Annotated in this window: 19 protein-coding genes; 13 read left to right on the top strand and 6 right to left on the bottom strand. The window is 57.9% G+C overall.

Features of this window, described 5'->3' with window-relative positions; all coding sequences use genetic code 11:
* Positions 1 to 5 precede the first annotated feature (5 nt).
* The 3 genes from P5540_09820 to P5540_09810 form a co-directional block, all read right to left on the bottom strand.
* On the bottom strand, positions 6 to 752 hold the full coding sequence (locus tag P5540_09820) for a hypothetical protein (protein ID HRT65115.1): 747 nt from the start codon (positions 750 to 752) through the stop codon (positions 6 to 8).
* Positions 749 to 1,615 (bottom strand): prolipoprotein diacylglyceryl transferase, encoded by an 867-nt coding sequence (gene lgt, locus P5540_09815; protein ID HRT65114.1) that lies wholly within the window; start codon positions 1,613 to 1,615, stop codon positions 749 to 751. Before lgt ends, P5540_09820 begins: the two co-directional genes overlap by 4 nt.
* A 66-nt stretch (positions 1,616 to 1,681) precedes the next feature.
* Positions 1,682 to 2,527, bottom strand: coding sequence for a DUF1080 domain-containing protein (locus tag P5540_09810; GenBank protein ID HRT65113.1), 846 nt, complete (start codon positions 2,525 to 2,527; stop codon positions 1,682 to 1,684).
* 243 nt (positions 2,528 to 2,770) lie between these two features.
* Between P5540_09810 and P5540_09805 the strand changes: the two genes are divergently transcribed.
* Positions 2,771 to 3,739: a hypothetical protein gene (locus P5540_09805; GenBank protein ID HRT65112.1), complete on the top strand. Its 969-nt coding sequence runs from the start codon at positions 2,771 to 2,773 to the stop codon at positions 3,737 to 3,739.
* Here the strand turns inward: P5540_09805 and P5540_09800 are convergent.
* Positions 3,714 to 4,601, bottom strand: a complete 888-nt coding sequence (locus P5540_09800; protein ID HRT65111.1) for a hypothetical protein — start codon at positions 4,599 to 4,601, stop codon at positions 3,714 to 3,716. The genes P5540_09805 and P5540_09800 overlap by 26 nt on opposite strands.
* A 193-nt stretch (positions 4,602 to 4,794) precedes the next feature.
* The gene (locus P5540_09795; protein HRT65110.1) at positions 4,795 to 5,661 is read right to left on the bottom strand and encodes a hypothetical protein; all 867 of its coding nucleotides are present in this window, start codon (positions 5,659 to 5,661) and stop codon (positions 4,795 to 4,797) included.
* A gap of 190 nt (positions 5,662 to 5,851) precedes the next feature.
* On the opposite strand from P5540_09795, the gene P5540_09790 reads away from it, so the two are divergent.
* The 8 genes from P5540_09790 (at position 5,852) to P5540_09755 (ending at position 17,232) form a co-directional block, all read left to right on the top strand.
* Positions 5,852 to 6,886 carry an epimerase gene (locus P5540_09790; protein HRT65109.1) on the top strand — a complete coding sequence of 345 codons (1,035 nt, stop codon included), beginning with the start codon at positions 5,852 to 5,854 and terminating at the stop codon, positions 6,884 to 6,886.
* Between the two features lies 1 nt (position 6,887).
* A complete protein-coding gene (locus P5540_09785) occupies positions 6,888 to 7,934 on the top strand; it encodes a dihydrodipicolinate synthase family protein (GenBank protein HRT65108.1) in 1,047 nt (348 codons plus the stop codon).
* 32 nt (positions 7,935 to 7,966) lie between these two features.
* Complete coding sequence (rfbD, locus tag P5540_09780) at positions 7,967 to 8,806, top strand: dTDP-4-dehydrorhamnose reductase (GenBank protein ID HRT65107.1); 840 nt, start codon at positions 7,967 to 7,969, stop codon at positions 8,804 to 8,806.
* Between the two features lie 526 nt (positions 8,807 to 9,332).
* Complete coding sequence (locus P5540_09775; GenBank protein HRT65106.1) at positions 9,333 to 10,244, top strand: bile acid:sodium symporter family protein; 912 nt, start codon at positions 9,333 to 9,335, stop codon at positions 10,242 to 10,244.
* The gene (locus P5540_09770) at positions 10,241 to 11,263 is read left to right on the top strand and encodes an FAD:protein FMN transferase (GenBank protein ID HRT65105.1); all 1,023 of its coding nucleotides are present in this window, start codon (positions 10,241 to 10,243) and stop codon (positions 11,261 to 11,263) included. The genes P5540_09775 and P5540_09770 overlap by 4 nt, the downstream gene beginning before the upstream one ends.
* Positions 11,264 to 11,315: 52 nt before the next feature.
* Positions 11,316 to 12,716 carry a Gfo/Idh/MocA family oxidoreductase gene (locus P5540_09765; GenBank protein ID HRT65104.1) on the top strand — a complete coding sequence of 467 codons (1,401 nt, stop codon included), beginning with the start codon at positions 11,316 to 11,318 and terminating at the stop codon, positions 12,714 to 12,716.
* A 123-nt stretch (positions 12,717 to 12,839) separates the two neighbouring features.
* Positions 12,840 to 15,779 carry a cytochrome b/b6 domain-containing protein gene (locus P5540_09760; GenBank protein ID HRT65103.1) on the top strand — a complete coding sequence of 980 codons (2,940 nt, stop codon included), beginning with the start codon at positions 12,840 to 12,842 and terminating at the stop codon, positions 15,777 to 15,779.
* 505 nt (positions 15,780 to 16,284) lie between these two features.
* Positions 16,285 to 17,232 (top strand): DUF1559 domain-containing protein, encoded by a 948-nt coding sequence (locus P5540_09755; protein HRT65102.1) that lies wholly within the window; start codon positions 16,285 to 16,287, stop codon positions 17,230 to 17,232.
* A gap of 57 nt (positions 17,233 to 17,289) precedes the next feature.
* Here the strand turns inward: P5540_09755 and ppk1 are convergent, their stop codons facing one another.
* Entirely contained in the window at positions 17,290 to 19,284 is a 1,995-nt protein-coding gene (ppk1, locus tag P5540_09750; protein HRT65101.1) for a polyphosphate kinase 1, read from the bottom strand.
* Between the two features lie 287 nt (positions 19,285 to 19,571).
* Between ppk1 and P5540_09745 the strand changes: the two genes are divergently transcribed.
* From P5540_09745 to P5540_09730, 4 genes are all read left to right on the top strand, one after another.
* Positions 19,572 to 20,066 (top strand): hypothetical protein, encoded by a 495-nt coding sequence (locus P5540_09745; GenBank protein HRT65100.1) that lies wholly within the window; start codon positions 19,572 to 19,574, stop codon positions 20,064 to 20,066.
* 46 nt (positions 20,067 to 20,112) lie between these two features.
* Complete coding sequence (locus P5540_09740) at positions 20,113 to 21,414, top strand: hypothetical protein (GenBank protein ID HRT65099.1); 1,302 nt, start codon at positions 20,113 to 20,115, stop codon at positions 21,412 to 21,414.
* Positions 21,411 to 22,667 carry a hypothetical protein gene (locus P5540_09735; protein HRT65098.1) on the top strand — a complete coding sequence of 419 codons (1,257 nt, stop codon included), beginning with the start codon at positions 21,411 to 21,413 and terminating at the stop codon, positions 22,665 to 22,667. The genes P5540_09740 and P5540_09735 overlap by 4 nt, the downstream gene beginning before the upstream one ends.
* A 123-nt stretch (positions 22,668 to 22,790) precedes the next feature.
* Positions 22,791 to 23,848: right-handed parallel beta-helix repeat-containing protein (locus P5540_09730; protein HRT65097.1), on the top strand; the 1,058-nt coding region annotated here is incomplete at its 3' end.

Genomic DNA, 23,848 nt, shown 5'->3' with positions numbered 1-23,848 from the left:
GGACCTTACGACCCCGAGGGCCTTTTCGCCAGCAATTTTTTGAGATTCGCCGGATTTTCTTGCCACGCGACGGATCGCCCGTAATCCGCGTACTGCCTTTCGCGGGCCAGAAATTCGCGCGTGTGAATGCGGCGGCGGCCTTCGGGGGAGTCCTTGATGCCGAGCGCGGCGTGCAGCATTTCGTGGAACACGATGTAGCGAATGAAATACGGCGGCACAAAGGGCTGGTCGAGCAGGGGATGTATGCGGATGAGATTTTCGTCCGGATAATAACTGCCAAAACGGATAGAACGCCGCCGCCGCGCGGCCGGCATGCGCCCCCAGGTGATCCCGGCCTGCACGGTATCGCCGAATTCCGCACGGTTCACGTCGTCGAATATCGCCTTGAGATCGAAACAGACGCCGCGGGTTTCAAGCCGTTCCGGGGCGTTTTTTGGAGGTCTGATTTGTTCGTGATGGGCTTGAATGAAACGGTTCAGCAGGCCTGCGCCGGTTTTTGATCGCGGCGAACGAATCCAGTGCGCAAGGGCGCGGACAATATCCTTTTCAGCCGCCAGAAACATACGGTGAACACGCACGACGGCGCCGCCATGGCGAGGGGCATGACGAACGGACATGATGGAAGAGCGATTGTCCGTCAGCACGATCCGGACAGGCATGCGCGCCTCCGCGCTGAGTTCGGATTCGAGATCCCGCTCCGAGCGCCAAACCCATTCCATTTGGCCCGCTTCTATCAAAGTACGACGTCTCACGACGTTTCCCGTGGATCTTCGGAAACCTCCGGCACGGATTCCGCCGGTTCGGGTGCGGCCGATTCGGGCGCGGCGGGCCGGGGAAGCCGCCGGAGATAAAGAAACAACGCAGCGCCGGCGAAGACCAGTCCAAGACTGATCGCTTCCGACACTGTCATGCCCATGACGGACCGCGCGGAATCGCCTCGGAACATCTCGACGGTGAATCGGACAACGCCGTAAAAGAAAAGGTACAGGGCCCCGGTCGCGCCGGGTACGTGCGGTGTTTTCTCGTGCCGCATCATCAGAGCCATCGCCAGGAGAAGCCCGGCGGTCATGTAAAGTTGCGTCGGGTGGACAGGCAGTGAGGCCGTTTCGCTTCCGGTAATGAGATGATCACGTACCTGCTGCCAGTAAACGTGGCTGTTTTTTGGAAACGACACGGCCCACGGCACATTCGCCGGCGCACCCCAGCAGCAGCCGTTCAAAAAACAACCGAGGCGGGTGATGGCTTCGCCCAGCGCCAGATAAGGCGCCACGATGTCCGCGCAAACGCGCACGGGAAAGTCGTTCACGCGAATATACACATACACGGCGAAGATCCCGCCAATCAACCCGCCGTAAAACACCAGGCCGCCTTCCCACACGAAAAAGGCGCGCCAGAGGTATTTGGGTTCGGAATACTGAAGAATCCAGTAGATTTTGGCGCCGAGCAATCCGCCGATAAACGCCCACAACCCGCCCTGCGGCGTGGCGTCAATGGGCGGATTGCGCCGCTGCGCCTCGCGCACGGCGAGCAGCGTGCACGTCAGAAACGCCACCGCCAGCATGGTCGGGTAGGCGTGAAACTTGTAACCGAACGCATCGATCAGCGTGGGATGCATGCAGGCGCCTCATGTGTAGAAATCATCGGCGCGGGATCGGGACAATCCCGGCGCCGACCCATGGCCTCAGTCCTTCAATTCGCGTATCCAGATGTTTCGGAATTTCACGGGATTGCCGTGATCCTGCAACTCGATGGGACCTTTGTCGCCGTGCGGCACATAACCCGTAACGGAATGGGGCCCTTTCCAGCCGGTGCCGCCGGACAATTCGACATGATCCTGTACGAGCACGCCGTTGTGAAACACGGTGAACGTCGCCCGCTTGACGACCTTGTCGCCCTCGAACCGTGGCCGGTGGAAGACGATATCGTAGGTTTGCCACTCGCCCGGTTTGCGGCAGGCGTTGACCAGCGGCGGTTTGCGGCCGTACAACGCCGCGGCTTGTCCATCCGGATACGTCTTGTTTTCGTATGAATCCAGCACTTGCACCTCGTACTGGCCCATCAGAAACACCCCGCTGTTGCCGCGGCCTTGGCCTTCGCCGGACACTTCGGCGGGACAGGCGAACTCAACGTGCAACTGGCACGATCCGAACTCTTGTTTAGTGCGAATCATGCCCGACCCTTTTACCGGCATCATCGCGCCGTCTTGGACAATCCACTTCGTCGGCTTGTCCGGAACCAGCGAAGTCCATTGCGACAGATCCCGTCCGTCGAACAGCACGATAGCGTCCGACGGCGGCTGCGTGTTGTCCGCCCCGGGCGTCACAACGGGCGGCTGGGGCTGTTTCGCGGGATCTTCCTCATGGACCAGGATGCCGTCAATGCTCATGTAATGCACCGTGACATCCTTGCCCTTGTCGTTCTTTTCAATCTGGGTCCATTCCTTGATGACCGGCGTGTCGAAATCCGCAAACGCCCCGATCGCGATCGCCGACATGACAAAGGCGAACACTGTTGCAATCCATCTCATGGCCTCTTCTCCTTCTTGCTTGATTCCGTTCCGGAGGATTCCGCGCCAATCCCACGCCGGACACCTTCGGAAGACGCAAGTGTAGCGCGAATTCCCATTGATAGCAAGATGCCCGGACGGCAACGTATCTCTTCGTCGTTTACGTCCTTTTCGTCCTTGGCGTTGCTTGTGGATTTGACCGATCCGGCCGATCCGACCCATCGGATTACCCCCAAGCATGCGCAATGCGGATATAATAGGGACATGTTTCGTCTATCATGGGCTGCCGCGGCGCTTGCGGCATGGACGTTTGCGGGCTGGGCGTGCGACACGGGCACGGTCCGCGATGCGGGGTTTCATGGCAAGCGCGATCTTTTTCAACTCGCCGTCATTGCGCCCCGTAACGACGCCCGGGGCGATGCGATATTCGGCAGGGTCGAAGAAGCGTTTCGCGCGGCCGGCGATATGTTGAACGTCCTTCCATCACGCATCGAAAGCGATGACGAAACGGCATGGAATGCCTATGGACTCGACGGGCCTCCGGCCCGTTTTCCCGTCATCACCCTTACCGGCAGGGTTCGCGGCATCGATCGCGTGTTGTTCGTCGCTCAATGGGACGGCGATCTGCCTGCGGACGACATTGCGGCCATCGTGGATTCCCCGTTGCGCGCGCGGCTGGCCGAAGCCGTTCTGAATGCGTGGGCCGTCCTGTTGTATTCGCCCGGCCCCAACGCGTCGGATCGCGCGGAACTGTTCGACCCAGTCGCCAAGCGATGGGCTGCCGAGCAATCGCCCGGGATCGCCGTCCTGACGCTCGACCGAAGCGACCCGCACGAGCGATTGCTGTGCGCCTTTGCCGGACTGGAACCCGGCATGCCGGATTGGCTGGGCATCGTATACGGCAAGGGAAAACTGCTGTTGCCGCCGCTATTAGGGGACAAAATTACGGGGGACGAAATCAACGCGCAATTGCAGCGGTTGTCCGTTCAATGCACCTGCGTGGAAGACGCCGAGGTGCGGTCGGTAAGCGTGCCGATGCGCTGGGAACCGGAACACGATCGCCGGATTCCGGCGTTCGTCCCCCGGTTGTGCATGGTCCCGGCCGGCGAACCGCCCGTTCCCCCATCCGGCGCGCGCAGTTATCTCGTCGCCTATGTTCTTGCGCCCCTTGCGGCGATGGCGGTCTTGGCGCTGGCGCTCACTGCCTTCATCCTGCGGCGTCCGTCTGATTGATCGGGATCGCGGACGGAGTCCGCGAAGGTTCGAGCGGCCCGAAGACTTCATCGGGCGCCAGCGCGACAATCGCCCACGCCAGCGCGAAAAGAATTCCTGTCGTTCCACCCCAGGGAAACACCGTCGCGTTGGCCGGGAAAAGGGCGTTCCATAATTGCGTCGCGTGGCAATAGACACAGCCCGCGCACACGGCCGTCAGTCCCAAATGTCCGGAACGCCGCCAGACTTCGCCCACCATGGCGCTTACCGCGATGGCGTAGGCCAACAACTGGAACGCGTGCGCCGCATCCGCCCCGCCTCGAAGCGAAAGGGGCAGGATGGAGATGCCCGCCGCCAATCCGGCCAATCCGTACGCGATCCATCGGCCCAGCGGCATCAGTCTCGGCAGCAGATAGCCGCACCAGCCGTATGCGACGCCCAGCAGCAGCACCGCGTAAACGGTCGGGGCGATGACGAACATGATTGCAAACGAAAGCAGAAGAAACGCCATGGGCAACATGGGCTTGACGTGTTCGGGAACACGAATGTCGTTATACGCCGGCAAACGCATTAGCAATTCGCCGATGCTCCAATCCGGTTTGGCAAAACCGGCTATGGCGCCGATTGTAAAAACCACGGCAAAACACAGGTATATGGCGCATGAAATCCGCAATGCGCGGACAAAGGGCACGGGCCATAAAATGCCCGGGGCCGTTTCCGAAGCCGGCGAAATCCGGCCGGCCGCCCATGCGGCAAAGGCCGGAATCGCAAACAAAAGTAGATGCGACAGCGAAGCCTTGGGCACTTTCAAGACCAATAACTGGATCGCAAACGACAAAATGAGCGTAATCAAAAGATACGCGACGATTCCTTTCTTGTCCATGCGGAACTCTTCCTTTACGAACGTAAGACCCCAAAACCGGCGTTACGATGCCAGAATCGTCTTTGGGATGCAAACGCTTTCACCCGGGAAAGTGGTTGACACCCTGAACCGCCCTGTCATGTCGCACGCCGCACGAAGCCGTTCCTCAAAACGGGGCTACGAGCCGGGCATGCTCCATCTCGATCGAACGCGATCAGGTTTTGGGCGGCGTACTGGGAGGCGGAGTGCCCGGCGGCGGTTCGGGCGGCAGATCTTCCATGGCCGGTTTTTCATCATCGGTCTTGTTGCCGGATTGCGATTCCTTGGCCGCGATAGTGTCCGCCGCTTCTTTGGTCGTAACCAGCAGTTTGTCATACTGGTAAACAACGCCGAGCCCCGGAAACTGTTTGAGCAGGCGATCCTGCAACAGCGACATCAGCGTCGTATCCGGCCCGGATTCGATGGACCATTGGCGTTCGTTGTCGGGCAGGGCCTTGACGGGATCGTCCACGATAATCGTGATTCCAAGCCGCTTGCTCAGTTCATCGAGGATAACCACCAAATCCTGGTTCTCGTATTTGAGCGGCGGATCAGGGATCGGAGCCGTCAATTTGGCGGAGACTTCCGCGGTAATTTGACTGCCTTGGATAACGTCGCCGCGCACTACGGCTGCATCGGAAACGGCCGACGACTTCCGCTTTACAGGCTCGATTTTGTCGTATTTGATATCCACAATCTGTTTGCGGGAAATTTTCATGAGAATTCCGTCGCCGACATCCACCTCGATGTCGGTCGGGGAACGGGAGACCACCTGCACGCCGGTAAGTTTATTGCCTGACTTGAGTGTAATCACGTCGCCGGCAGGGGCTTCCGGGGGTTTGTCCGGAGGCGGCGTCCCCGGCGGAAGTTCCGGGGGAGTTGTCCCGGGGGGAAGATCCGGCGACGGCCCGGCAATGTCCGGGGGTTTTTCCTCGGGTTTGGCCGAAGGCGGCGGATTCGGCGGTGGATTGGGCGCGTTTTGCGCCGCGGCGCACATGCACACCACGATCAGCAAACACGAAAGTGCCACGCAGGATTTCATGGCCGGATCTCCTTGTTGCAGGATTATTCTAGGCGCACTTCCAAGGCATGTCAAGCGAACGAAAAACGCCCAGATGCCGCCTCAACTTTGGATGCGGCACTCTTGCCGTGTTCCATGCGCATGGAAAGTCCGCCTGTTGGAACCGGGTGGAAAAACATATACACTGTTCACCGAATGGAGAAAAACGCGGATGGCGCACGGCGATGGCATAAGCAATCAGGAAGAACTGGAAGACCGCCTTTCCCGCCCGCCGGCTGGACTGGTGGAATCATTTCGGTTGCTGGAGGGCGACATTCTGATTCTGGGCGCCGGGGGCAAAATGGGGCCGTCGCTGGCGCGGATGGCGGCAAGAGCGCGCGAGGCCTCCGGCGTGCCGCGCAAAATTACGGCGGTGTCTTCGTTTTCCACGCCAGGCTTGCGCGAACGGATCGAATCCTCGGGCGTTGAAACCATTCGCAAGGATCTGCTCGAGGCAGGCGCGTTTGCGGCATTGCCCGAAGCGGAAAACGTGATGTATATGGTCGGGCGAAAATTCGGTTCGACCGGCGCCGAATGGCAGACGTGGGCAACGAATGTTTACGTGGCCGGCCTGGCCGGACACCGTTTCAAGGACTCGCGCGTGGTCGCATTCTCGTCGGGAAATGTCTATCCCTTCGTGCCGGCTGGCGGCAAAGGCGCAACTGAAACGACGCCGCCGGGTCCGGTAGGAGAATACGCCATCACCTGTCTCGGCCGCGAGCGGATGTTCGACTACTGCGCGCGCGAATGGGGCGGCCGCGTGCTTCATCTTCGGTTGAATTACGCCGTGGAATTGCGCTATGGCGTCATTGTGGACGTGGCATTGAACGTATGGAACGACATCCCCGTGGACGTGACAATGGGGTATTTCAATTGCGTCTGGCAAAGCTACGCGAACGCGGTGGCCCTGCAATGTTTCGCGTTGGCCGACTCGCCCGCGCGGATTCTGAACGTAACGGGACCTGAAACTATTTCGGTCCGGCAACTTGCCCTTCGTCTGGGTGAATACATGGGGAAAACACCGGTTTTCATCGGGCAAGAAGCCCCCGATGCGCTGCTCAGCGACGCTTCGGAATGCCACCGGATCTTCGGACTGCCGGAAGTGGATCTCGAACGGTTGATCGCATGGACCGCCGATTGGGTAATGCGCGGCGGTTCCCTGTTGCACAAGCCCACGCATTTTTCAATTCGCGATGGGAGGTTTTGACATGGTCCCCATGCCGCCACCGTCCATCCTGCAACGAATCCGCGAGGGACAGGTTATCCCCGCCCACCCGCTGGCCTTGACCGCCAGCCGCAAACTCGACGAGCGACGGCAACGCGCGATCACGCGTTACTATTGCGCGGCAGGCGCGGGGGGCGTGGCCGTCGGTGTGCACACGACGCAATTCGCCATTCGGGATCCGCGCCACGGCTTGCTCGAACCGGTCCTCGAACTGGCGCGCGATACCGTACGCGAACAGAAACGTCCAATCGTGCTTGTCGGCGGCGTGTGCGGCAAAACGGCCCAGGCCGTGCAGGAGGCCGAACGCCTGGCGGATCTGGGCTATCATCTGGCGCTGGTGAGTCTGGGCGCGATGCGCGAAGAACCGGTGGAGGCGCTGGTGGCGCATTGCAAGGCCGTGGCCGAAGCGATGCCCCTCATGGGTTTTTACCTTCAACCGGCGGTGGGGGGACGTCTCCTGCCCGCCACATTCTGGCGGGCATTCGCAAACATCGAAAATGTCGTGGCCATCAAAATCGCGCCGTTCAACCGTTATCAGACCCTCGACGTTGTCCGGGGTGTTGTCGAGGCGGGACGCGCAGGCGACATCAGCCTCTACACGGGCAACGACGACAATATTCTCGTGGATTTGCTGACCCCGTACCGCATCGGAAATGTCCGGTTGCGGATCGTGGGCGGCCTGTTGGGCCATTGGGCGTTCTGGACACGCAAAGCCGTTGAATTGCTGGAGGAATGCCGGCGGGCCGTCCACTCCATGGACGGGGTTCCGCATGAACTGCTCACGCGTGCGGTCGAGATTACGGATTGCAACGCCGCGGCTTTTGACACGGCGAACGGTTTCGCGGGTTGTATCGCGGGAATTCACGAAATCCTTGTACGCCAGGGTCTGATGGCGGGGCGGTGGACACTGGATCCGGCGGAGGATCTCTCGCCGGGCCAAGCCGAAGAAATTGATCGGGTCCATCGCGCGTATCCATGGCTGAACGACGACGCGTTCGTAGCAGCCCATCGGGAAGAATGGCTGCGTTGATTTGCAAACAAGGGCCATAAAGGAGCGGCGGTGTGCGCACAATCATTTTCGGTTGCAAAGGCCAATTGGGCCGTGATCTCATGGGCGTGTTCGGCGCGAAAGGGGCAGCCATCGGGCTCGACCTGCCTGAACTGGATATCGCCAACCGGTATGCCGTGCTTTCCGCGATGCGGCATGGCGCGCCGGACCTCGTGATCAACGCGGCGGCCTATACCGATGTGGAGGCCGCCGAAAGCCACCCGGAAGCCGCGTTCCGCGCCAACGACACGGGCGCGCGAATCGTCGCCGAAGCGGCGGCCATGCAAGGCGTGCCCGTCGTGTACATCAGCACCGACTATGTGTTCGACGGGGGAAAAAAGACGCCTTACGTTCCGGGCGACAGCCCCCGTCCGCTCAACGTTTACGGAAAATCGAAGGAAGCCGGCGAACGCGCCACGCGCGCGGCGACATCCAAGCACTTCATCGTGCGGACCGCGTGGATGTACGGCCCCGGCGGTAATCACTTCGTTGAAAAAATCCGTCGCGCCGCCGCGGAGAAACCGCAACTCCGCGTGGTCGAGGATGAAATTGGATCGCCCACCAGCACACACGATCTGGCCTTGGCTCTCCTGGCGCTGTGCCGGACGCAAGCCTACGGCGTCTACCACGCAGTCAACGCCGGCGCGTGTTCGCGATGCGAAATGGCCCGCGAAATCGTCCGCCTGGCCAAATTGAAAACCAAAATCATCCCCTGTTCTTCCGCGGAATATCCAACGGTTGCCCAACGTCCACGGTATTCGGTCCTCGATTCCTCCGCGCTTGAACGGCAGATCGGACGCAAAATGCGCCCGTGGCAGGTTGCGCTGAAGGATTACCTGGCAAAAGTAGATTGACGTGGGTAACACCCACACCCCAATTTCTCGTGCTCATAATCGTGCTCGTAATCGTAATCGCAATCAAACCCCCGCATTTTTCGCACTCGCTAAATTATGGAACTTCAATTGGTTGCACAAATAGCCCAAGACTTACTCGTTGTTTTTTATGGAAGCCGGATTTAAAGCGTCTTGAGAGTAGCGTGTTCCCGGAGTCGTGAAGACCTCGGAATGTAACGCCGATTTCCAAATCGGCTTGCTGAAACACGATATGCCGATTTGGGGATCGGCGCTACCAAGCGGCCATTTTCAATTTCACCCCAAGAACTCGGTACTCTCCAGTAAGGTACTGATCCTTTTTTTTTCACGGGCATTCGATAACAACGATTCTTGGGGATGGGGCGCGAAGCGAAAGGGCGGAATGGGTTATTGGGCTGAATACGCGGAGAAGGCTGGACGATCATGGGCGGATCGCCTATAATCGCGCCGTATGAAAAGAGAATCCCTTGCCTTGCCGACGCGGCTGTTGAACGGAATTTCCCGCCTGATGATGCTGTGGGTGGTCCTGGCCGGGATTATCGGGTTCTGTTACCCGCCGATGCTGGTTTTTCTGAAGCCGCACATGGAGTGGCTGTTCGCCGCCACGATGCTCGGCATCGGCGCGGCGATGAATGCGGAAGATTTTCTCCCCTTGATCCGGAAACCGCATCTGGTCCTGTTCGGCACGCTGGCGCAATTCGTCATCATGCCGGTATTGGGTTTCCTGATCGCCATGGCGCTGCGCCTGCCGCCGGAACTCGCGCTGGGGCTGATCCTCGTGGGCGCCACGCCCGGCGCCATGGCGTCCAACGTCATTTCCTACCTTGCGAAGACCGATGTGGCCTATTCCGTGGCGCTGACCAGCACGTCCACGCTTCTTGCCCCCCTGCTGACCCCGGCGATCACCTTCGCGCTGGGAAGCGCCTATATCCCTGTTCCGTTCTGGCCCATGTTCAAAAGCATCGTGATCATGGTAATCCTGCCGCTGCTGGCCGGGCTTGCGCTGAAACGGCTTTTCCGGCAACGAATCGAGCGAATCAAGCCTGTGTTCCCCGCGATTTCGAGCCTGTTTATCGCCCTCATCTGCGGGCTGGTTGTCGCGCTGAACGCGGATTGCCTGGCCAAGATCAGCGTGCTGATTTTCGCCGCGGTATTCCTGCACAACGCCCTCGGCTTGATGCTGGGCTACGGCGCGGGCATCCTCTATCGCTTCGACCTCAAGCGCCGCCGGACGCTCGCCTTCGAGGTCGGCATGCAAAATGCCGGACTCGGCGCCGTGCTGGCTCTGAAACATTTCAGCCCGCAAGCGGCCCTGCCCAACGCACTGTTCGCCACGTGGTGCATCGTCACCGCGTCCATCCTCGCGGAATATTGGAGCCGCAAGACATCGAAAAACGATCCGGATACCCTTTCTTTGTGAAAAGATTCGCATTCTATTGCATCTGGTGCATCTGGGTTCTTTGCTGTGGTTCTGGCGCATTGTATGCCGATCCCCGGAAGGAAACGTTTACGCATGCGGCGATGGGCACGATCTTCGAGTTCACACTGTATGCGCGGCCCGGCGATGACGGCACAGACGATATACGGCGCATTGCGGAAGAGGCCTTCGACATCGTGGACGACCTGGACAACCGGATTAGCGTCTGGAAGGCCGACAGCCAAATCTCCTACGTCAACCGGCACGCCGCCGAAGAACCTGTCAAGGCGGCGCCTGATATTATCGATCTGCTCCTCTATTGCCGGAAGGTGAACCGGGAATCCGGCGGGGCGTTCGATATCACCGTCGGGCCGCTTGTCAAGTGTTGGGGATTCTACAAAAGCGAGGGCATCCTGCCTACGGGCGATGTTCTCCGCGACGCGCTCGCATACGTCGGCATGGACAAAGTAAACGTGGATTCCTCCGCTCGGACGATAAAGTTTGCCAAGCCGGGCGTCTTGCTCGATTTCGGGGGTGTCGGCAAGGGACTTGCCCTTGACCGCGCGGCCCGCGCCATGCGCGCCCACGGCGTAAAGGCCGCTGTGTTGAATGCCGGAACCAGTTCGATCCTTGCGATAGGCGCGCCGCCCGGTCTGCAGGGATGGAGAGTCCAAATTTACGATCCTTACAGACCCGGCCATTGCCTGGATGAGGTCACTCTTTGCGATGCATCATTGTCCACGTCCGGCAATTACGAGAAGTTCTTCGAGATCGGCGGGAAAAAGTACTGCCACATCTTCGATCCGCGCACGGGCAAGCCGGTGGAGGGCATGCTGAGCGCCAGCGCAATCGCCGACACGGCCACGGAAACCGACGCATTGAGTACGTCCTTTTTCGTAATGGGCGAAGCCGGCGTCCGCGCCTATTGCGATGCGCACAAGGGCATCCGGGCGATCATGGCGCCTATACCGGAGAACGGAAAGCCCATGCCCGTTCGGATTGGATTTGAAACGAGGCCGTGACAGGGCGCGTCTAACGATTGGATCGGGCTTCGATAAGACCGAAGGAGGGCTTATGATCCACAGCATTTCAAGGCGCGGGTTCATGCAAGCCACCGGCGCCGCGGGTGGCATCATGGTGGCGACGGGCTTTTCGCCGCTGAGTTACGCGCAGAACGAAACGGTCGCCGTGGCCGCCATCGGCACCGGCGGGCAGGGATCTTTTCATCTGCGCGACGGCCTTGCCCGCGCCCACAACATCCGGGTCGTGGCGGTGTGCGACGTGTACCGGCCCCATCTGGAGGGCGGCTGGCAGAACGCCGGCGGCGGCGACGTCAGAAAGTATACGGACTATCGCGCGATGCTCGACAAGGAGAAGACGCTTGACGCGGTAATCATCTCCACGCCGCTTCACACCCACTACCCCATCACGATGGATTGTCTCGACGCGGGCAAGTTCTGTTTTACGGAGAAGACGCTTTGCCAAACGATCGATCAATGCCGGAATCTGGTCATAAAAGCACGCGACGCGGGGCGTTTCGTACAGGTCGGCCATCAGCGACGCTACAATCCCGTCTATAACAAGGCGGTCCATCTCGCATGGAACGAGGGCGTCCTCGGCCGGATCAACCACATTGATTGTCAATGGCACCGCAACAACGACTGGCGAAGGCCGGTTGATCCCGATTACGTGTTGAGCGATGAGGAGAAAAAGTGGATACCCGATCTGGAACGCCATCTGAACTGGCGGCTCTACAACGCCAGTTCGGGCGGTCTCATGACCGAACTCGCGACACATCAGATCGATGTCGCGAACTGGTTCCTCGACGCGATGCCCTCGCGGGTTTACGGGCGCGGCGGCATAGACTATTGGCGCGACGGACGCGAGGTGTACGACAATGTCAACCTGACGTATGAATATGAAATTAGGGAAACCAGCCGCGGTTTCCGCAAACTCGAACCACGCAACAAGTACCAGAACATCGAAGAATTGAACAAACCGTACAAGGTCCGGGTCATGTATTCGAGCATCTGCGCGAATGCCAAAAAGGGCTGTTCGGAGCAGATTCTCGGCGACAACGGCGCATTCGAGATGACGGAAGCCGGAAGCCTGTTTTATCCGGAAGCGTCGTCGCCCGTCCCATGGGCACAAAAGGGACGCAAGGACACCTCGCAGGAAAATGCCACCGTCATCACATCGGGCGGCACGCTCACCCTGAGCAACAAGGCGCGCAAGGACGCAAAACCGGTGCTGGTGGACACCGACAAATCGGTGGATCAGTTGCAATTCGAGGCGTTCGCAAACGATATCATCAATGGCGGCACGCCGAAGGCCAACATCATGGTCGGACTGAAAAGCGCAATTTGCGGGATCGCGGGACTCCAGGCCATGCGCGAGGAACGCGAGATTGTGTTCGATCCGGCATGGTGGACTTTCGATTTTGAAACGCCCGATAGCAATAGGGTAAGTCTCTGAAGTAGGAATTAGGAGTTAGGAGTTAGGAGTTAGGAGTTAGGAGTTAGAATGATCAACGGGGCATGTCGAGCGCGGGCGAAACATCGTGTCGCGTGTGGCCTTTCACTGATGGTAACCGTCTGGATGGCTGTAAATGTCTCGTTCGCAGTGGATGATGCCGAGAATCCGGATCGGTACATCGGCCGGGACTTGGCGAGGGAGGGCCGGGCGTCGCGCGCGAAAGTGGACCCCTTGTTGCCCATGGCGTGTCCGCCTTTTTATCTACGCGACGGATACGGCCAAATCATTGACGCGAATGTCAAACCGGACGTGACGCGCCCCGTCAGCACGAAACAGACCTGTGGGGAATGCCACGATTACGCGCGCATTACGCAGGGCTATCATTTCCAGGCAGGCAAGGACGAGTTGTATCCCGAAAACAGGCCGGGCGAACCGGCGCCGCTCAGCAAGGGACCGGGCTGTTACGGAAAGTGGCTGCCGTTTTACCAGCGCGAACTGGCGCCCAAGCGCCTCGACCATCCAAACGACGCGGATATGACATCCTACCAGTGGGTCGCGGAATGCGGCGTCTGCCATCCGGGCGGCGGTCCCGCGGAGTACGATCGCGGATTCCGGCGTTACGACGAAACCATGGGAAGCGATCCCGGTCTTGCCGCAACGCTGGACGGCGATTATTTTCAGGCGCGGTGGAACGAATCCGGCGTCGTCGAAGCCGACTGCTTCATTTGCCACCTCGACGGCTACGACTACTCGATTCGCGCGCAGCAATTGAAAAAACTCAATTTCCGGTGGGCCGCCACCGCCGCCGCCGGATTCGGAACCGTCGAGGGAGCCGTCAAGGACAATCAAATTCCGAAACTCGCCTACCGCAAGGAATGGTTCGGTCCCGACGGCAAGGTCAAACTGGCCATACGGCGTCCGACGGATCGCGCCTGCCAGTTCTGTCATGAAATATCCGGCATCGAGAAACGCGGGACGGGCTGGCATTCGCATTACACCCCGGACGTCCACTCGGAACGCGGCATCCAATGCACGGATTGCCATCCGGGCGACATTCGCCACCATTTCGCCAAGGGACGTTCGCTGAATCTCACCGTGCGCGACGATCTTGACGGGACCGCGCCGACCTGTCGCGAATGTCACGACACGCGGCGCATGGGCGCGACGCCATGCGTCCACCGCGGAATGCCGCCTCTGCACTTCGAAAAACTTTCCTGCGAGGCGTGCCACATCACAAAACGGCCGTTCCTGTCCGCACGCACAATAGACACGTTGACGGGCAAGGCCGTCCTGTTGCCAAACACGATGGATGCGTTCGGGCCGGAAAGTTTTGCCTTCGGCGCGTGGTGGGGCAAAGCCGCCGCGCAGCAGCCCGACGCGGAACTCGTTCCGTTTACGCCGGACGAGATTGCCCTTGCCGCCGCGCAATCCATGGACGCCGATCCGGTGTTCCGGATTTTCGAGCAGGAGAACGGCGCCGCTTCGGAAGAAGCGCGGGCCGCCATGCTGAAAGCGCTGGCGAAAACGCCCGGACTCGTGAAACCGTACATTCCCCTATGCGTGTTTCGCGGCACGGCGTATGCCATGAACGGAAACCGGCTGGCCGAACTTCCCGTCAAACTGGAGCCGAAACGCGTGGGATCCCTTGCGGAGTACCCCGTCGTCTGCATAAAAGCAGAAGAAACACGTCCAATCGAACCCGCAGGCTATCAAATCGCATGTTACTGGCTCGCCATCGAGAACGGCGTGGTCCGCCCGCTTCGGCTGGCCGAGATGAAAGCCGCGTTCGATTTTCTGAAGAACGCTGCGCCCGTGCGCGTGGAAGACGGCAAGCGGCAGCCGCTGGCGGTGTACGACGACAACAACGATCGTTGGCCCGAAGCCAACACCGAGGCCGAAATTGGTCTCGTCGGATGGGCCATCGGACAAACTCAGACGCGATTCAAAGCGCCCGCGCTGATTTATGTAAAAGGGACCACCGCTTATTCCGTTGCCATCGAAAACGGAAAACGTCTTGACACGGAACCCACCGACGGCGCCTACCTCATCCTACAAGCCGGTAAAGACACGTCATATCCCGAAACGACATTTACCGCTACAGTCAGTCGCAGCCGCGATATCGCCGTTCGTCCGTTTCGCGAACGCCTGTATTGGAACATCGCGCACGGCGTCGAACCCGTGACGGAAGCGCTGGGCGCGAAAGGCTGCGCCGACTGCCACTCGGAGAATACGCCCTTTTTCCAGGGCCGGCTGCTGTCCGATGGTTTTACCCAGGACGGCGGTGTGATCGACTTGCCCGCCCACCGCGGCATGCGCATCACATCGCTGGCGGTGGTCATCGGCGCGTGGCGCGAACAAGTCATCAAACCGGCCAGCCCGTGGATTGTGATCGGCGCGCTGGGAATCATCCTGATCCACTTCGTCCTCTTTGGGACGCATCAACGGGCGGGCGGCTACGGCGGTCCGGAGATCCCGCGTTTCCGCATCCACGAACGAATCGCCCACTTCGTTGCGATGGTTTCGATCACCGTCCTCGCCGTCACCGGTTTCTGCTTTTTGCTGGGCCGACACGACCCACTCGGTCCATGGGCCCGATCCGTCCATACATGGATCGGCTACGCCGGCGTCGCCGGCGCCGCGTTCATCCTGCTCTCGTGGATATGGTTCATGTTTCCCGGACGCGGCGACTGGCGCTGGCTGCGCGGGGCCGGCGGCTACTTCGGCGGCAACAAGCCGTTGCCCGCCGGCAAATTCAACGCCGGTCAAAAACTGTTGTTCTGGTTTGACATGTTCCTTATGGCCGTGCTGTCTTTCAGCGGCATTCTCATGGCGCATCCGAACCTTCAGGCCGACGACGCACAATCCATTATTTACACCATGCACGATATTGCCGCGTTGTTCATGACCCTTGCGATTATAGCCCACGTCTACCTCGCCGCCGCCGTCAATCCGCACAGCCTCCGGGGCCTCTTCGGCGGACGGGTCAGCCTGGCGTGGGCGCAAGAGCATCACGGCCTCTGGAAAAACGTTCCCGATAAACTCGCCCCCGGCAATCCAAAATAAAATTGCCGAAAATGTCTTCTTTGGGCGTATCGAATTCACGGGGCTTTTTCAGTCTGAAATCCCCCAAAAGAGGGCGTATTCCCGATTGAACAGGTTATCGGAAATTGTAAAGAAGCGCCAATCTTGGGGCGCCAACAGGGCGGAAACAAAGGCGAATGTGTGCGACAGGCTGTCCAACCTGTCCTTCCACGGACAGGGCATGGCTTCGGAAAAGACCGACTGGACAATCTGTCCTCCATCCCGCGCCTTACTCACCATAAAGAGGCACATGTCCGCTCATTGACAAACCAGGAAGACGGCATTATAGTTCAAACGTGGCTTTCCAGTAAGCCCCGCGCCGCAACGAAGCCTCCGGGCGGCACGGTTCTCTGTGTTGAAAAGGCGCGGCGGAGCCGCGGCGAAAGGAATGGCCGGGGAAGCGCGTTGAAAGCAACGGGAAGTACGGCGAAAGCGAAGCGGCCGTCGCCGGTTCGCCGCCGCCGCGATTCGGCACAGAGGACTTTATATGAAAAAACATGGATTTACCCTCATTGAATTATTGGTCGTTATAGCCATCATCGGCATACTGGCCGCCATTCTTCTGCCCGCGCTGGCCCGCGCACGCGAGTCCGCGCGGCGCGCCAGTTGCGAAAACAATCTCAAACAACTCGGCATTGTTTTCAAGATGTATGCCAACGAGGCGCCCGGTCATAAGTTTCCGCCGATGGCGTGCGTGTTGTCCTATCCATTCGAAAACACGCAGGAAATGTACACGTCGTACAACGAATGCGGATACTCCAATCCCCATCGTCCGCCCAGCGCGGACGGCTCCGCGGATTTCACGATGTCCGGCAGGGCGGTCTATCCTGAATATCTGACGGACATCAACATCCTCATTTGTCCCTCGGACGCGGAAGGCGCCAATGCCCGCAGAAACTGGATCGTCAACGGCAAAACGGACCCGTGTGCTTTGAACGGCGAATCGTATTTTTATTTCGATTGGGCGCTGACGGGCCGCCCGGGCGAGGATTATCTGCGGCCGGGAGTGGATCCAAACGATCCCCGAATCCATGCCGGCATGTCCGAGCAGTCCGGAATCTACGACATGGGTTTCGTCGGCATATTCAACGATCTGCAGGAAGAACAGGCCGCCGTGGCGCCCGTGGGATCGCGAAACGTCTACGACCAAGACATCAAGTACAAAAACGAACAGGATCGAATCGTCACGCTCTACCAGATACGGGAAGGCGTCGAACGGTTTCTCGTCACGGACGTCAACAACCCCGCGGCCGCCGCGCTCGCGCAAAGCGGCATTCCGATCATGTTCGACCATGTGAACACGAACATCCGGCAGTTCAACCATGTACCGGGCGGCACCAATGTGCTGTTTTTCGACGGACACTGCGAATTTTTGCGTTATCCCGGCGATTTTCCCGTCACCCGCGCATTTGCCGTCGCGACAACCGTGTTCTAGCGTGACGATGTATCCCGTCGCCGTCTTGTTGTAGAGGTGCGATCTCCCGGATTTCGGTCATTTGCCGGGGAACAATTTCCCCAGATACCGGTAGGTATCGTACTGCGCGCGGCGCTTGCCGGAACCGTCGCCGACATAGGGATTGGATTGGGTCTCGTCGAGGATGCGGGCCTTGACATTGTCGGCGATTTGAAGGTTCATCATGTCGCAGACCTGGCCCTTGAGCACGGGATCGAAAACGGGAAACGCAACCTCGACGCGCCAGTCCAGGTTGCGCTCCATCAGATCCGCCGAACTCATGAACACAAGGCGATCGTCGCCGCGCCCGAAAATATAGATGCGCTGATGTTCGAGGAAGCGGTCGAGAATCGAAATGGCGCGGATATTCGGATGCGGAAGCATCGCATAGGTCGTGCGGACAACGAGATCCATCCGCACGCCGGCATCGGCCGCCTCGACGATTTTTTTGATGATCTTCGCGTCGGTCAGATGGTTTGTCTTGATGAAAACGTACCCGTCCGCCCCCTTTTCCTGCTCGCGCGAAAGGAATTTCATCATGCTCTTGCGCGAGTTGATGGGCGACACGAGCAGGTGCTTGAACTTCGGCGGACGCAACACGCGCGTCTTCGACGGCTCCAGCAGCATTCCGAGAACGTCCTGCACCTCCCGCGTTAGCCGTTCGTCGGACGTCAACAGTAGGCTGTCCACATAGATATGCCCCGTGACTTCGTTGAAATTTCCGGTGGACAATCCCGCGACGGCCATGTCCTCGCGCTGAATGTGCAGGAGTTTGGCGTGGACCTTCATCGTCGGCACGCCATAGGCCACGGTGGCGCCGGCTTCGCGCAACCGCTCGGAAATCCAGATGTTGTTCTGCTCGTCGAACCGGGCCTGCAATTCGATGGAAACCGCCACTTTTTTCCCGTTTCGGGCGGCGTTCACGAGGGCGTTGACGACCTGCGAGTGAGGCGCGGCGCGGTATAGCGTCATGGCGATGGACTGCACGCGGGGATCAATGGCCGCTTCGCGCAACAAGCGGATCAGGTGATCGAATTCCTGGTAGGGGTACGTAATTAGCAAATCGCCCGTCCGCAGCAGGTCGAACATCGGCGCGCGGTCGCGATCGAGCACGGGATGCTTCACGTGGTCCATCCGCTCGAACAGAAAATCGGGGCGTTTGCCGGGAAAACGCATCAAATCCCGCATGTTGTGGTAACGCCCCCCCGCGATAAGCGGATCGTCCTTCGATATCTTGAGTTCCCGCAGCAGCAGTTCGAGCAGGGAAGGCGGCATGCCCGCATCGTAGACGAGGCGCACCGGGCGGCCGCCTTTCCGTTTCTGGAGGCCGCGCTCCATCTTGCGGATGTACCCCTCCGAAAAGTCGTTGTCCATGTCGAGTTCGGCATCGCGCGAAATCTTGAACTCGAACGCCTCGATGCGATCGTATTCGAATATGTAAAAAATATCATTCAGCGAATGCCGGATGACATCGTCGACATACATGATGTGCCCGTTGGGAAGAAGGACGAATCGCGGAATGCCGCCCGGAATTTCAAGCAGGGCATAGCGCGTCTTTTTGCCCGTCATGCGCACGGCAAAATACAGCGCGCCGTCCACAAGGCTCGGAAACGGCCGGGTCTTGCTCAGGATGATGGGCACGAGCGCCGGCAGCACCTCGGCGTGGAAATAGTCGCGAAGCCATGCGATGACGTCCGCGGGCTGGCTTTCGATGTCGTGCTCGTCGAGGATCTTGATGCCACCCCCGGCGAGTCCGGCCGTTATGGCCTTGTAGGCGCTCCGGAAACGTTCATCCAACTCCCGCGACTTCCGGGTAACGACTTCAAGCAGGACCGGCATGCCGCGCTTGCCCATCTCGATGCGGCGCCGAATGCTCGCCACCCGAACCTTGAAAAATTCGTCCATGTTGGACGAGAAAATGCCAAGAAACTTCAGGCGCTCCAGCAGGGGATTGCGAACGTCTTCCGCCTCCTGCAGAACGCGCTCATTGAACGACAATGTCGAAATTTCCCGTATTTGATACAGATTGTCCATGCCCGCCTTTATAGCAGAATTCGTAGCCAATTGCCATTCAGACAACAATGGGCCATAAAAGTCATCCAACAACCACAATTCCAGATACCTTCCGGGTTTGCATCAAGAAAACAGACTTGAACCGCGGCCGAAACGTGAGAAGCAAAAAAGGTCTTGACAACCGCGTTTCTTCGTGCTATTTTGGCATCAGTTGAATAAAGGGATATATCCCCCCCCCCCATTGCTGTGTATACTATTGACATAGTCGGTTTTGGTTGTCAAGAGCAACGAAACAAGGAGGAACGGCAATGAAGCGTGCAGTGAAGGTGATTCTCATGGTGGCGCTTGCGATTGGCGTCGGCGTCGGTGTTGCCTATGCCGCCTATTCGCAGTACGAGGGCTTTCAGGCCACGACCTATCCCGATCCCTATCCCAACGGGTCGCAAACCTATTCCGAATTCAACAAGAGAGGCGTCTTCTTCTCGAACAACGGCAGCAACGCGAACACCATCCGATTCGAGGAAGGCGACGACGCCATCAACATGGGCACCGGAAACGACATCCTGCACCTCAGCACCGGCAAGGACGCGATCTGTTTCGGTTCCCCCAATGACAATCAGCCGGGCGTGATCACCTTCGATGGCGCCGGACAGGGCATGGTGAACGTGGACAACTCGAACGAGTACATCCGTTCCGAAAATGCCGACACCAAGACGGCCTCGCAGATCAAGATCCGTTCGCACAGCGTGTATATCTCCACCCACGGCGGCGATTTCACCGTGGATCTGGGCGCGGAATTCTGATTTCGCAATAGCCAAAATAGGCAAGGCATTCGAGGAGTTACGGCATATGCGATCAGATTATCGGCAAAACAACCGAAGGTTGGCGATTGTCACACTCCATTGCGTATGGTTGGCCGTGCTTTCCTCTGCGCACGCCGACTTTCAGGAAACGATTGTGAAGAATTGTCTGGACGCTTTTCGCGCTGGAGCTGCCGAATACGGCATCATTGCGGAACCTCGTGAAGTGGCAATCTTTCCCATCTGTGCCCCGGAGATGTCTGCGATTTACAGGACGCGTACCATGCAATACGAGCCGAAAGCCTACCTTGCGCTGGTTCGCGGCACGATGACTTGTACGGACGAGGTGAAATCCGGACCTGTGCCAAGCAATGGCACGGACACAGGGTCTACAGCGCAGTTGGAGGGCTTGCTGGCACAGTTCCGATGCGGACTCGATGGGAAAGTTGGCCACGGGAAGTTCTTCTCGCGTCCTGCGGGATTGTTTGGACGTATCGGGCTGTCGCCGGAACAGGCCGCTCAGACTGCTGGACTTGAAGGACAGGTATCCTTGACGGATGCGGTTCTCATCGAGACGCGTCCATTCCACTTCTTCTGGGCATTGCCCTGTGGCGATGAGAAGTATTATTTGGATGCCCACACCGGTGAGCGTATGACGAACCAGCAAATAATCCAGCACACGATGCCCGGACTCCCGCTGAGCCTTCCCCCGCCGTGGACGCCAACGGGCACCGTCTACTACATGTATGAGAATAACGTGAAGATCCCGATCGAGTTGGTGCCAAACGAACTGGGCATCGTTCTGCCGTTGGACGCGGATGTGCAGGCATGCCGTCAAGCCCTACTTTCCTGCGAGGGAGTTGCTTCCGCCGACATCGTTTTGCCGCCCCCGTCGCACTCAAGCAGGCCGGGCAGAGTGAACGCCATCACGCTGCGGTTCGACAAGGCGCGAAGTATCGGCGAAATCGAAGAAACAGCACGAGATCTCATGTCCCGTCCCGAAGTCGATGTCGTCTCTCCGGTCTTCCGCCAGCAGGACGTGGGTGGCTACGTATTCGACTTCATCTTCACCTATCTTGTTCGCCTCTCGGTTTATCCGTCTGGCGTGGCGGGGATCGGCGACATACTCCGTGATCGCACTGAACTCGCTGTTCTCGACAGTACACAGACAGCGTCCCATAATCCGGTTCGGTATACACTGCGAGTTGACCCATACCTTATATCCACGGCGGATTTGATCGATCTCGTGAATCGCATTCATGATGCGGACAACACCAAGTTCGTTGGCCTTGCGAAGATCGTTCTTCATCATCCATACTGGGATGTTAATTACGAGGGAGTACCTCAATGATTCACAACCATAAACACTTCGGGCATTTGCAAAGCACGCCCATCATGCCCTGTATACACGCACGCATCTCTTCGCTCCCTAATCCGTTGCTGGGCATTCTTGTTTACTGTATCTCCATGACGAGTTGGGCGCAGATAGCATTACCCCGCATCGTATGGCATCCACAACTGGAGGCAGGTGTAAGTACATCTATTGTTGACACTTTTCGGACTTACCCTCTTCCTGAGGTGAAGGGCGTTCAGTTCTGTATCTGGACCCTATCTTATATGCCATGGCACGCAGACTGCATCCAGTACGTTGATATACCAGGTCTTATAAACGATGGGTACGTGATAGGAACGTTCATCTATAACAATGTCTATGAAATCAATGAGGTAGTTAACACTCAGATCGTTTCCATGGGAGCGAGAATTGTGATTGCGGATGAGTTGGCGTGGAGACAAAACCAAGCTGCAACGCCACAGGAAATCATAGATATGAGCGATGCCTGCCATGAGGCAAATCCCGATGTGCTATTTGTCTACTCAGATGTATCTTTTTCTGGTTCATGGCCAATATACCCAATCTGTGAACAAATGAAGAGTTTACTCGCACAAGAGGTTCCTGCAAGAGACTTAGCGGACGTAATTGATGTCTTAGTGAGTCAGAGCTGGTCTGATGGCCACATTCTGAGATTTTATGCAGCTCCGCAAGGGATTAAAAGTTCGGTATGGGCATCAAGTGTGTATCCAAGAACACACTTTCGATGCGCTATTCGTTGCGGTTACCACACTCTTTCCGCAGCTTTCATCTTTCATCGTCCAAATAATTATGGTTGGAACGGAACGAACGGTATGCGAGAGGAACTCTTAAATATGCTGCGTTCGCGTTTCATTATAACCTCCTCAGGCATAGATCCCAGCACCGTCATTGATTCTATGGGATATATAACTACACGCTCAGGATGTTATATTAATGCCACTACCGAACAATTAACACCGTCATCCGACAGGGAATTTATCGTTAGGAACGGTTCCGTGGTGCTTGCCTTAATCGACGAAACCGGCGTATACCTAAAGGGCAAGTTGTATCAACTTGTGACAGTGAATCTGAATCAAGTTACATCTATTCCCTGCATGCGCGTAAGAGATCCAGCAGGCACAACGGTAGCAATGATCAATAGTCAGGAGTTTATCAATTCCGCGATCGAACCTACTTCTCCATATGTCGTGCCCGCAGGGAGCCTGTTGCTGAAACAGGAAATTGTCCATTAAAGAACGAAGATACAAGTCTGTTGACATTGTAGAGCATCTGACTATGTTGAAACAATCTTGACTAGCAGGAAATACATGAAAGTTCCGAGACATGGTAACCAAGTTACAATAAAGGGAACAGCAATGACAACTTATTTGAGTCGTGTCTCGGCAAATACATTGTTCCTAATATTAATATTCACTGTGGTGTATCATCATGACCATAATGTATCTGCTACATTATTCGTAAAAATAAGGCCTATTATCCGCGTTGATGCCGACAGTACCGCTTCCGCACCGGACGGATTGTCGTGGGCGACAGCTTTTCCAACGATTCAACAGGGCATAGAAGCATCATTTCCGCCGGGAAACGGTGAGATCTGGGTAGCAGAAGGCATCTATTGTCCCACCATTGATCTACCTGTCAATATTGGCATCTATGGTGGTTTTTCGGGCGTTGAGACTTTTCGATCTGAACGGGATTGGGCCGCGCATCCAACCATTATTGACGGGAAGGGGACGGACATCTGCGTTACGGGAGCCGACCACGGCATCCTGGACGGCTTTATCGTGCGGAACGGGCGTCCGGGGATGGTAAACAAGAACTGCTGTTGCGTAATCGTGTCGAACTGCACGTTTCGTGACAACACAAGTCCGTCTGCGTTCGTCATGTACGGTAACTACGGCGCCGCCATCTCGAACGACGACACTTCTCTCACACTGACGAATTGCGTGTTTGCAGGCAATTCGAGTTTCTTCGGTGGGGCGATATTCAATCGGTTCTCCACACTCACAGCCGATACGTGCACCTTTTCGGACAATGCTGCGGCCGGCGATTCCGGTGTGCCGGCGGCATCCGGTGGCGCCATCTACAACGACCTGAATAACTTTCTTGATCTGACCGACTGCGTGTTTGTTCGGAACACGGCGAAACTGATGGGTGGCGCGATTGCCACCTATGATACGTCCGAAGGGACGATATCCAACTGCGTTTTTTCCGGGAACACGGCCACGGATGGCGGCGCCCTTGCAGGCGAGGGTTGGTTCTCGCCAACTCTGGTCAATTGCACGCTCGCCGAAAACACGGCTACGAACGGCGGCGCCATGTATATCCGTAGTAGTTGTTTTCCATCGCTCACAAACTGCGTCTTGTGGAACAATGCGCCGAATGAGCTTGCGGGCAGTCCTTATGATGTGATGTA

Source organism: Candidatus Hydrogenedentota bacterium, assembly GCA_035450225.1.
Taxonomy (GTDB): domain Bacteria; phylum Hydrogenedentota; class Hydrogenedentia; order Hydrogenedentales; family SLHB01; genus DSVR01.
This window is presented reverse-complemented; position numbering and strand designations above follow the sequence as displayed.